The 11,437-nt window shown below is 38.0% G+C and carries 7 protein-coding genes and 1 rRNA gene; all 8 read right to left on the bottom strand.

Features of this window, described 5'->3' with window-relative positions; translation table 11 throughout:
• Positions 1-6 precede the first annotated feature (6 nt).
• The 8 genes from EHQ24_RS02245 to EHQ24_RS02210 all read right to left on the bottom strand — a co-directional run bounded on the left by EHQ24_RS02245 (position 7) and on the right by EHQ24_RS02210 (position 11,314).
• Positions 7-3,042 (bottom strand): LIC_11026 family protein, encoded by a 3,036-nt coding sequence (locus tag EHQ24_RS02245; RefSeq protein WP_135600076.1) that lies wholly within the window; start codon positions 3,040-3,042, stop codon positions 7-9.
• Positions 3,043-3,063: 21 nt separating this feature from the next.
• The gene (locus EHQ24_RS02240) at positions 3,064-3,405 is read right to left on the bottom strand and encodes an STAS domain-containing protein (protein WP_002989181.1); all 342 of its coding nucleotides are present in this window, start codon (positions 3,403-3,405) and stop codon (positions 3,064-3,066) included.
• A gap of 63 nt (positions 3,406-3,468) precedes the next feature.
• Positions 3,469-4,287 (bottom strand): RNA polymerase subunit sigma-70, encoded by an 819-nt coding sequence (locus EHQ24_RS02235; RefSeq protein ID WP_135600075.1) that lies wholly within the window; start codon positions 4,285-4,287, stop codon positions 3,469-3,471.
• Positions 4,288-4,381: 94 nt separating this feature from the next.
• Positions 4,382-5,758, bottom strand: coding sequence for a Na+/H+ antiporter NhaC family protein (locus EHQ24_RS02230; protein WP_135600074.1), 1,377 nt, complete (start codon positions 5,756-5,758; stop codon positions 4,382-4,384).
• A 3-nt stretch (positions 5,759-5,761) separates the two neighbouring features.
• Entirely contained in the window at positions 5,762-7,009 is a 1,248-nt protein-coding gene (locus tag EHQ24_RS02225) for an Nramp family divalent metal transporter (protein ID WP_135600073.1), read from the bottom strand.
• A gap of 50 nt (positions 7,010-7,059) precedes the next feature.
• Positions 7,060-9,018: a PAS domain-containing hybrid sensor histidine kinase/response regulator gene (locus EHQ24_RS02220; RefSeq protein ID WP_135600072.1), complete on the bottom strand. Its 1,959-nt coding sequence runs from the start codon at positions 9,016-9,018 to the stop codon at positions 7,060-7,062.
• Positions 9,019-10,193: 1,175 nt separating this feature from the next.
• A 5S ribosomal RNA gene (gene rrf, locus EHQ24_RS02215) occupies positions 10,194-10,310 on the bottom strand.
• Between the two features lie 56 nt (positions 10,311-10,366).
• Entirely contained in the window at positions 10,367-11,314 is a 948-nt protein-coding gene (locus EHQ24_RS02210; RefSeq protein ID WP_135600071.1) for a hypothetical protein, read from the bottom strand.
• Positions 11,315-11,437: the final 123 nt, after the last annotated feature.

Genomic DNA, 11,437 nt, shown 5'->3' with positions numbered 1-11,437 from the left:
AATACCTCACTCTTGGTATGTTTGGATTTCGCTCTGTGCTCGTTTCAAGAAATTTGCAAGCGGCATTCTTTGTTGAGAAATTTTACCATCTTCTAGATTGACAAACAGAGATAATAAAGATCGGTTAAAATAAACATCTGCATAAACCAGTCCCTTAGAAAGGGATACATCGATTTTATTAATCGAATAACTGTCCGTAATACGATCGATAAGAAAGTTTTGTGGAGAAATAACGTTTAACGCACTTTTCCCAAAATCGCGGCCGATCTGAAAGATAGAAAAAAACAAATCCAAATTGGCAACAGGTTCACTCAAATCTCTAACTGAAATATTAAGATCAGCTTTCAATTTCCCATCATCAATTTTATCCCGGACCTTTGGAGCCATAAGTTGTTTCAAATCAATATCTCGGATGAGAAAATTGCCACGAAACTCCATTGATTTTGGATCTAAACTTCCCAAATTAAAAACTAAGTTTTTTCCTAAAACCAATCCATCCAATGAATAAGAACGTAAGGATTCAATATTAGCATAATTTTCTTTATACTCGATAAATGCAGTCAGTCCTGGTGTATCTTTTTGTTTTTTAACATATTCAAAAGGTAAATTGGGGATACTTGGATGGGTTCCAAGCACCTGCCCAATGCTTAGGTTGGGTGGCTGGTTTCGGCCGTAATTTTTTATAAATATTGATTTATCACCTACGATCAAACTATCTTCATGGCCGCTGGCTAAATTGTGTTGGATAGGAATTTTTGCTACTACTTCTTCTAAAAGGTAAGCCTGGCATTGTTCCCCTGGGCATTTTTGATTGTTATACGATACCAAAGGGACCTTGGAATGAAACTCACCACCAATATCATAGTCCCGAATCTTTAAGTTTAGACCCATATCACCTTGAAAACTGAGACCTTTAGCTAAGTATTGTTTGGTGGTAGATGTAAGACCAAACTCTAAATCTAAATTACCAAAATATGGTCCGAGTGGTGGTTTTGGTTTTCCCGTTTTTGCCAACTTACCATTGGTCGACAGATGGAGTATCCCCCCGAAAGCATTCATCTTCAAAGTTCGAATGAGGATTTCATCAGTATTTGCACCAGATAAAGATAAATCGGCTGCTAATTTTAGGTCTTTGATTTCCAATCCCGGAAGTTCCGCACCCAAGTCTGCTTTGATTTGTTTGGAACTACCAGATGTTAGATACTTAGCATTTAATTTTAACTTGGGTTGGTTCCCTAAAAGATTTTGGATTGGTGAAATCTTTTCTTTTAGAACCAAGGGTAATACCAAGAGAAGGTTTGGAGTGTAAACATTTAAACTTAACGGTTGCAAGTTGGCAGATAGATTGGCACCTGGTCGCAAATCTCCCTTTAAATCCAACTCCAAAGCTCTATTGCCGGTCATAGTTTTTTGATCTAACTTTAAATTAGAAATTTTGATTTCGGAAAGACCAAAGGGACGATCAAAGAATAAAACAGAATCTAAAGAAAGCCCAAGCAATGAAGAAGGAGACCTGGAACGATCCAATTGATAACGGAATCCATCAATTTTTGCATTGGTATGAATATTCAAAGAAGCGAAAGATTCCCCTAAAACTCCTAAATTCATCTGTAACTTTCCACCAAGTCCAGAAACATAGTCACCTAACTGGAATTTATCTATGTTTACATGAAAGTCCAATCCCTTGGTTTCTAAATACTCCCCTTGGAATGTTAGAGAAGCACCATTATATTCCAAATGTGATGGCGTAATCTTTAAAGATTTAAGATAAGGAATTGGTTTTTCTGCCGTTAGTGTTTTTGTATCACCGAGACTTAATTCAGAAGAAAGATCAATGAGTGCCGAAGGAATGGAATGTGCTCTTGATTTTCCCATCTTCAAATACAATTGCGATGCTTTTACTTTTAGTTTGGCCTCTGCATTTTCGAAGTTCCCATGAATGCCAGTTCCTTCTAATGAGAAGTCTCCAGACAACTTCATTTCTGGAACAATCCCTTGGAGTTGGTTCAGTGATCTTTGGAGAGAAGTGAGCTTCATCTCTGACTTTTCAACTACGATGTCTACTTTAGGTTTTTCGCTCGAAAGTTCAAAAATGGAACCATTCAAACTCAACCAAGACTGCCCGAGGACTCTTAAATCAAATTGGTTGATGCCAATTTTGTCTAACTTGGTGTCATAGTGAATGTCAGATAACAGGCGTAAGCCCAATTGAACTGGTTTTCCTTTTACCTCCAAAAGGATATCATCTTTACCAATGTCAGTGGTAAAAAGAAACATCTCTGGAGACACAGTTCTATCCCATTCAAATCGTAAGGACATAGGAATGGTTTGTTGCAAACGTAAGTCTTTGGAATCTAAATCCAAAGGGATAGGACCAGCTGAATTGAGAGAAACTAGGACATGATCTATTTGGTTTACTGCGGATAGATCCAGTGGAATGGATGTAAACCGGTTGGTCTCCAGTTCCGTTTCTAATGATAAATCTTGGATGGAAAAAAAATGGAGTGGTCCAGTATCGCTTTTTAATTGGAAGTTTACTGAATTAAGGTGAATATAAGCACTTGCCTGTAACGGCAGATAGGTGTTGATTTCAGTGAGTGGTGGTTTTTCTTCCGGGATAGGTTCTGGTTCTTTTGGTTTCGAGGAAGGTTTGGTCAGAGCCGCAAAGTTCCACTTCCCTAAACTTTCTTCGATTTGAATTTTTGCTCCTGTAAGACCAATCTCTGAAATTTTGATCTTTCCTAGAAGGAGTAGAGGAAGATTGTAACGAAGACGAATTTGTTTTGCTTCCGCCAGGGGAATTTGATCAAAAGGAGCCCCTGGGTAGATTCGAAAGTCATTGATTTCGATCCCAAAAAAAAGAGAAAAAGTTCCAAAACTCCCCTCCATCCTTCCTGCCGTAAAATGAGAAACTAATTTAGGTACGATTAGGTCAGCGGTGAAGGCATTAAAAACAGATTTATAGAGGAGGAAGAGGACAAGAAGTCCACGAAAGGTTTTTGTTTTGGCGATTCCTAAACTTACCTTCAGGATTGGATTCATTTTTAGAATCGCCTCGTGCGATTAATATTCGAAGGAGTCTTCAGCCTCTTCCAGAGTTTTATAGATCTCGAAAACGCTGGAAAGCTTTGTGATTTCCATGAGGTTCTCGATATCGGAATTTAAGTTCGCAAATACAAGTCTACCATTCAGGCCATCAATATGTTTATAGATATTGAGAAAAGTTCCTAAACCAGCTGAGTTGATGAAGGGAACCTTTTTCAAATCAATGATAAATTTAGGGACTTGGCCTTTTTTGATGTACTGTTCAATCTTTTCAGATAGCTCGAACTCATTTCCGGCTTTGATGGCACCTTCAATTTTAATGATGTGCACGTCGTTTTTACTAGTAACTTTGATTTTCATAACCCTTCGGAAGGTGGTGTTGCCATTAACATCCTTCGATTTTGCTGAATGTAAAGCAAATTTTTATGCATAGTGCAATAAATCTTTGCCGACCTTACGAAGTTCATGTTTTCCCTGTGACAAATGATTGCGAACGGCCTTTCTGGAAATGCCTAATGCTTTTGCGATTTCACGTTCCGAAAAAAAACTCCGATCGATGGCCCGAGACCTACGAGAAATCCAGAGTTTCTTTTGTTTGAGATACCACTTCCGTCGATTCGGATCCGTTGTCTCATATAACTTTCTAGTATACCGAGTAATCATACCAGAAAGCCGGGATAAAAGTTGGCGTTGCTGAAATCGTTTTTCATCCCATTCTCGATAGAAATCGTCAATATCTTGGCCCGTTTCGCGTAACTTCCAGAGAAGGAGTTGTTTTAAATTTTGTTTCATTGGCAGGTCAAACTGTAAGGACAAAACTAATGCAGTCACTGTTGGTAATTTTTCCAATTCTGATTTGAGAGGACTCGTTTCTTCCAAAAGTTCTTTCGGAATTTCCTCGTTTGCAGGTGAATCATAGTTCCATAATTGTAAATAGAGTTCTCCTGATTCCGGAATTTGTCCGTGACGAAAACGATTTCTATATTGATTGAAGGCATAGGTTACAAAAAATCCAAGAACATTCGTTATGTGGTAGTTTAAACTAAGGATCCACATCTTAGGAAAAACTTCCAAAATGACTAGAACCATCTCGGAACTCTCATCATCCGTAATTTTTCTTTTTTTGGCCAACCGATCCACCATCCAAATGGGCAACATTTCTTTCAAACTGTTAGGATCGTTACTATTTCTAGCTTCCTGAATGAGAGGGAGAATTTTTTCATCTAGTATTTTTGGTAACATGGATGGAATGTATAAATCATCCAGAAACAAAAGATACTGTAATATTTGTTATAGTTAGAATCGATTTACTTATATGTGAACCTGTTCTGTTTAACTATGAACTTTTAGATTTATTTTTTGCAACAAACAAGAGTGATAAGGCCAACAAAACATGGATTAGATTAAAAAATACAAACGGAAAAAAAGAGAATACCGATACACCAAGGGAAGTAGACATAAACGCCCCGCAGCTGTTCCAAGGAATGAGGGGAGATGTGATGGTTCCCGAATCTTCTAAGGAACGTGAGATGTCTTTTTCGGGGATTCCTTTTTCTTCCGCAAGGCTTCTAAAAGCACGTGCCGGGATCACTAAGGATAAATACTGGTCTGCTGTGACCAAATTCAAAAGAAAAGAGGTTCCCATAGTAGAAAGTAAAATATCCCACCGATCCTTTGCCCAAATTTTAATTTGAATCAAAATTTCGTTCAAATACCCATATCCTTCTACAACAGCGCCAAACCAAACTGCTGCGAGGATCAAAATTTCTGTAGGTAAAATGGCAACGACTCCACCACCATTCAAAAACCGATCAAAAACTTCATTTCCTGAACGAGACTCAAATCCATAGACCAAAGTTTTCCCAATTTCCCAAGGAAATCCAAATTCGGTTAAATTCAATACAATGGAAGAAATAATCCCAAGTAACAAAGAAAGACGAATGTGCATTCGAAAAAGGGAAGAACCAAAAACAAGAACAACGGGAATGAGTTTGAACCAAGAAACACCAGATAAAGAGATATCACCAAAAGATTCGGACTGCAAGGTGATCTTTGTTGTTTGCGTAGAATCCCAAATATAAAGGTTTAAAAAATAATATCCTAAAAGGGCAATTCCAAAACTGATACAAGTTGTTTTTAACATATGCCGGATATGTTTCCAAATGGGAACATGGGTCAAACTAGAGGCAAGGTTGGTTGTATCAGAAAGTGGAGAAAGTTTATCACCAAAATAACATCCACTCACAATGGCACCGGCGGCCATGGTTTGTGGAAATGAAATTACCTCTGCCACACCCATAAGAGCCACACCTAACGTACCTGCAGTGGTCCAGGAAGAACCAGAAACCATTGCTGCAATCGCAGACACAATAGCAAGCGAAGGTAAAAAATAGTCTGGTTGTAAAAATAAAATTCCAATTTGGATCATGGTGGAGAGAACTCCAGAATATGCCCAAGAAGCAATGAGCATCCCTACAAAAAAAAGAATCTCCATGGCAGGAAGGACCGAAACAAAATTTTTACGAAAAGAAGACTTTAGAAATACAAACTTTCTATTCCTTCTCTGTAAAAAAGAAATTACCCCCGAAACAAATAAAGCCGCGGGATGCGGATAAGTGACTACCCAAACAAAGCGAAAAAAAAGAATCGTAAGGATGAGATAGAATAGTGGAGAAAGAGAGAAAAAAAGGGAGTGTGATTTTTCTCTCTCCATACGTTAGAAAAAGGTTATATTGATATAATAGATAGAAAATCCAAAAAGAAACAAAATACCAAACCAAGAAAGTAAATTCATCCAAGGTTTAGGTCGTTGTTCTCTCGGAATTTCTTTTCCAAATAAAATCAAATGATGGATGAGTGCAAGAACCGGTGCATTTAAAAAAGATACTGTAGTCGCAAAATCCACCAAACTTTTCATATTGGTTCTAAAAAATAATAAAATCAAAATGGATCCCACTCCCACAAGAATGATCCAGTACCAATATAGTTTTTCAGTAGGAATTTTTTCTAATGGTTTGAACAAACGACGACTTGCATTGGATACCACGCGAGGGTAAGCATCAAAACAAGTAAGAGTGGTTGAAAACATAGTAAAAAAAGCAGCAATGAGAATGATGGGATAGGACCAAGAGCCAATGGCAGAAGTATAAAGCCTAACAAGTTCAGAGGCGAAACTAACTGCCTGAGAAGAAAACTCGGCTCCTGTATTGTACATCATATTGGCACCTAAAGCCAAAAAACAAACCGCAAGCAAAGTAGTTCCAATATAACCGATATTAAAATCGATCATCGCATACTTCATAGGAGGGAGTTTCCCATCTGGAGTTTTTTTCGCGAGTGTCCAATCCGATTGCCAAACAGCAGCTTCGATCGGGATGGGCATCCAACCCATAAGGGCAATGAGAAAAGCAACATCCCCTAAATCTCCAATAGAAAAGGTTTTTCCAGCAGTTTCTAATTTGGGAATTCCTGCATAAAAGGAAAGAACCATGGCTACTATGGTAGACACAGTCAGCAAAACTACGATCCATTTCATGAGTCCGTCTAGAGCTGCAAACTTACCAATCGCAAGTAAGAGGAAACAAAAAATTAAAATGATCGCACAAAGCAACCATGGTTCCATGGAAATGCCAAGGAGATTGGAAAATAATCCAGAAGTGACAAGTGTAACCGTAGCTACAATGATACACATGGTTCCAACCGAAATGAAGAAAAATATCCATACAGGCAAACGACCAAGTGCTTCGTAACCATCTAACAACGATTTCCCGGTAATAATGGTGTATTTAGTGCCGACAACAAAAAAAGGATATTTGATCAGATTGGCAAAAAGTACGACAAAGAGTAAACCGTATCCGTAAACGGCCCCTGCCCGAGTCGATTGCACAAGATGGGAAACACCAACGGCAGCTCCCGCATAAAGAAGGCCTGGACCAAGATAAGCTAAAAAAGGAAATCGTCTCATTTTGGACAAAATGGCCGATTGGATTAGTTTTTGCTACTCTATTCGAAAGATTAATGGTTCAAATAATGAAATAGAATTTGATTGAGAGCTAAAATATCGATCGGTTTGGTCAAAAACTGATCCATTCCTACATCAAAACATTTTTTACGTTCCTCGTATAAAGCACCTGCGGTAAGGGCAATGATGGGAACGGAAATCCCTCTAGGTTGTTTCCGAATTTCAGTCGCCGCTTCCAACCCATCCATATTGGGCATCTGAACATCCATAAATACTAAATCGGGAGTCGATTCATGAAAAAAACGAACTGCTTCTAATCCATCCACGGCTTCTTTGATCTTAGCGTTTGGAATGTATTTTTGAATCATCCTCTTTAGGAGGTTGCGATTCATTTCATTATCTTCCACTAACAAAATATTTGGCGAAATATGATTTAAAGTCGATTGGTCAAACTGAGCAACCAATTCCTTTTGGTAATCGTTTGAATCTTGGGAAAGTTGGCCTGCTGTTTGATCGGCAGAATTACATTCAATTACAAATCGGAATTCGGTTCCAAGTCCAGGTTCAGAATGAACTTCAATATTTCCTCCCATCAAATCTAACAAAGATTTTGTGATCCTAAGACCAAGGCCGGTTCCGCCGTAACGACGTTTTGAATTTGACTCTCCTTGCCAAAACGATTGGAATAGATGTGATTTATGTTCCTCTGGGATTCCAATTCCCGTATCGGTAATGCTAAATTCTAATTTTGTTTTTTGATCGGAAGCAGGTGTTGCAATTACTTTGAGTATGACTCCACCTTCTTCTGTGAATTTTACCGCATTTCCGAGTAAGTTGATTAAAATTTGCCGAAGTCTTGTTGCATCTATATAAATAATTTCAGGAACATTTGAATCTACTTCGAGTCGTAAGTAGATTCCTTTTTCATTCGCCTTCCATTTCAGCACACCTAAGGAATCACTTATGATTTGTTTTAAATTAGATGTGGCTTCGTTGAGCACGAGTTTTCCGGCCTCAATTTTGGATATATCTAAAACATCATTGATGATTCCGAGAAGACCGTGGGCGCTACTGATTGCGTTTCTAACATATTCTTTTTGGTCAGGATCTAAGTTTGTAGTGAGCAATAATTCATTAAAACCAATCACTCCATTGAGAGGGGTTCTGATTTCATGACTCATATTGGCGACAAACTCTGATTTTGCTTCGTTGGCTCTCTCGGCATCCTTTTTAGCGTTGAGCAAATGAAACTCGGCATTTTTTCTATCAGTAATATTGTTTAAATGAACCACAAAATAAGATGGATTCCCATTACGATCTTTTAAAAGAGTATTTGAAATTTCTACCCAAACGATATTTTCATCTTTTGAAAAAAATCTTTTTTCATAGATAATACTTTCTTTGACACCGCCTAAGGCAGCATCACGAAAGGAATCAAACAATAGTTTGTCTTCTTCATAAGAAAACTCATTTGATTTTCTGCCAATGAGTTCGGACTCACTATAACCTAACATGGATTCTAGTTTTTTATTTACCTTAATGAATTTTCCGTTTAGATCTAAAAAACATACTCCAATCCCTGCGTTATCAAAACTCATTTTAAATCGTTCTTCACTATCTGCGAGTTCTTCTTGAGTTTTGTTTTCTTCGGTAATGTCTCGGTTGATGGCGATCACGCCGATGGTTTGGCCTGACTTGTCTTTGAGAAAACTTACGGCAGAACGGATTCTTATTTTTTTAGATCCTTTATCATATTGGAATATTTCACCTTGCCATATGCCTTTTGTTTGTAATTCGGAAATACGACTTTCCCTTGTAAGGTCATTATCGTCTGTTTTTAAAATTTGGAGAGCGGAATTACCAATGACCTCCTCGGCAGTAAATCCATAAATTCTTTCAGCTGCTAGATTCCAGCTGGTGATCCGAAATTCCAAATCCGTAACAATCACCGCATCGTAGAGGTATTGTAGGATGAGAGAAGAGTAAACTTCACTAGGAATCAGATTTTCCATCTGGCTTCAATGACAGAGTCATCTCGAAAAAACTGCAAGCGATAACTGCAAAGAATCGAGAAGGAAAGTTATTTTTAAATCCTTAATCATTACTCCTGACGAATCGAAATAGATGCATTTCCTGAAATCAATTTTAGGTAAAATGCATTTTTAAGTGAACGTACATCATTCATTTCAAGCCTATATTTCAATTCTGTTGGTGTCGTTGTTTCTGGTGATGTGATAGAAGGCCCCCTATTATTGACATCACATAATCGTCAGGTTGAAAACTCAACATTAGTGCTTGCATCCTTCGTTACGACTAGGAAGTATTCCCTGTTTTGATTTGGGGGAGGAAGGTTGTCCGTCGAAGAAATATTGAATATGAAAGAACTATCTGTAGATAGTGTTAGTGGATAGTTTACCCCTTTGTCTATAGTCAAATTGACAGTAGGACATCGAGCAGATGTTGAAAGTAAGTATTCATGGAGGGCATATCCAACATATTTGTTGCTATTTGTATCTTCATCAAATAGTTCATCTGTCAATCCACATGAAAAACTAAATATTATAAGGGAAAATATCGTTAATAAATTTTTCATAATGTTTTAATCCCTCGAATGCTTATCATTAAACTGTATTTTTTACAATGAACTACTGTTTTTGTTCAGGGCTGAAGTTATGCCTATTTTTTCGTTAAATGTTTCTATGTAGAAGGCTATGCGACAAATTCTTTAAGGTAAACTTACCTTCAGGGAGAGCTTCTTACAAAGCCTCACCCATTTCGCGAACAATTGGTTACTAGCCGTAGATTGATATTTCTAGAAAAAAAAGTTGTGTTAATTATTTTAAAAAAAGGAAAAAGTTTAACCCGCAATCCTGCGCAGTGACCCATAGGGAACGAGCAGGCGACTTTGGCGGGCGTAGCAGCGAAGCGTAGCCAAAAGTCGCGGACATATGGTATCTAACCACAGAGTGATTTTCTTAATGGTAAGATTTTGTTAATTATTTTAAAAAAAGAAAAAGTTTAACCCGCAATCCTGCACAGCGACCCATAGGGAGCGAGCAGGCGACATTCGCGGAGCAAACTTTGTTTGCCTAGCGAATAGTCGCGGACATTAGCCGGCTCAAACAGAGCGTCCACAAATAAAAAAAGCGCTCACTTTCGTGAACGCCTTAATAAACAATAATGACTAACCCGGCAATGTCCTACTCTCCCATTGAGCGAACCCAATAGTACCATCGGCGATGAGAAGCTTGACTTCCGTGTTCGGAATGGGAACGGGTATTACCTTCTCTCCATAATCACCAGGAGTATTTACCATTACGTCTAGGTGCGCCGGATTTGCAAGTATATTTTAAAGAAAATTTACAGATTTAAATCGTATGTGACTCCAAATTTTAAACCCGAAACGAGGATATTGTGTTCCGCAGTAGCGGTAACAAATTCCATTAACGTTCCTACTCGATCGAGGCCGTTATCGCTGACACTAATCGCGATAGGACTTCTAGACTTTGCTGTCATACGTTCACTTTCAAAAGTAGCAAATAAACGAAGTTTTGGTACGACTACGATACTAGCCCCAAAACTAAATTTTTCGGAATAGAACGTATAACCGCCGCTAGCATAATTTAGCATAGCGCCACCATTATAAATTCTAAACTGCTCTGAATTATAAGTTCCAGAAGAATTGAGGAGGAAAGGTCCAAAAAGAAGTAAATCAGCAAAAAGTGTGGCACGGTCGTTTAAATCAAATTCAAATCCAACACCAATCAAACCAGAGGTTCCCGTTGTCGTTTTTGTATCTTGTCCATAATAACTTGGTGCACCTAGTCCCAAATAAGTTCCGTCCAGGGACTGACTCATACTTCGAATTACATACTTAGGTAAAATTCGAAAATTGGAAACAGGAGTGAGTGTGATTCCAAGATTGATATCAGAATATAACAAACGATAGTCTGCTTCTTTGATTCCTAACCCACTGGCATAATAAGAATTCCAGTCATAACCACGACCGAACCTGTTTAGATGTAATCCCACAAATACATTACTTAAAACACCGGCATTTAGAGAATGGAAGTAATCAAAACCTAAATCATTGATGAGTGACATCCCACGGTTGTTTTGCCAATCTTGGTTGTATTCCAAACCAACAATGTCGCTATAAAAATTTCTCTTTTCTAAGTCAGGACGAAGGCCACCAAAAAACAAAGCACCCTTAAATCGAACTGTATTTCCTTCTACTTTACCTTGTGCATAAACAGACCCGGTAAATAAAGATATGACCACCAGAAAAAAAACGAGATTCCGTTTCATTATTTGTATTACCTCTACCAGTCAATAACAACTGACAGAGGACTGACTCAAGAAAAATTTAACGAGTAATGTTCTTTTTTAAAGTGAATCTATATCGAAATCCCTATAAATTTTTTGACATTC

The sequence above is a fragment of the Leptospira noumeaensis genome, from assembly GCF_004770765.1.
Taxonomy (GTDB): domain Bacteria; phylum Spirochaetota; class Leptospiria; order Leptospirales; family Leptospiraceae; genus Leptospira_A; species Leptospira_A noumeaensis.
The sequence above is the reverse complement of the archived record's forward strand: the minus strand, read 5'-3'. Positions and strand labels throughout refer to the sequence as shown.

What these genes read in the sequence shown, in the direction of transcription:
- EHQ24_RS02245 (WP_135600076.1), bottom strand. Translation starts at nt 3,042, where the DNA reads ATGAATCCAATCCTGAAGGTAAGTTTAGGAATCGCCAAAACAAAAACC.
- EHQ24_RS02240 (WP_002989181.1), bottom strand. Translation starts at nt 3,405, where the DNA reads ATGAAAATCAAAGTTACTAGTAAAAACGACGTGCACATCATTAAAATT.
- EHQ24_RS02235 (WP_135600075.1), bottom strand. Translation starts at nt 4,287, where the DNA reads ATGTTACCAAAAATACTAGATGAAAAAATTCTCCCTCTCATTCAGGAA.
- EHQ24_RS02230 (WP_135600074.1), bottom strand. Translation starts at nt 5,758, where the DNA reads ATGGAGAGAGAAAAATCACACTCCCTTTTTTTCTCTCTTTCTCCACTA.
- EHQ24_RS02225 (WP_135600073.1), bottom strand. Translation starts at nt 7,009, where the DNA reads ATGAGACGATTTCCTTTTTTAGCTTATCTTGGTCCAGGCCTTCTTTAT.
- EHQ24_RS02220 (WP_135600072.1), bottom strand. Translation starts at nt 9,018, where the DNA reads ATGGAAAATCTGATTCCTAGTGAAGTTTACTCTTCTCTCATCCTACAA.
- EHQ24_RS02210 (WP_135600071.1), bottom strand. Translation starts at nt 11,314, where the DNA reads ATGAAACGGAATCTCGTTTTTTTTCTGGTGGTCATATCTTTATTTACC.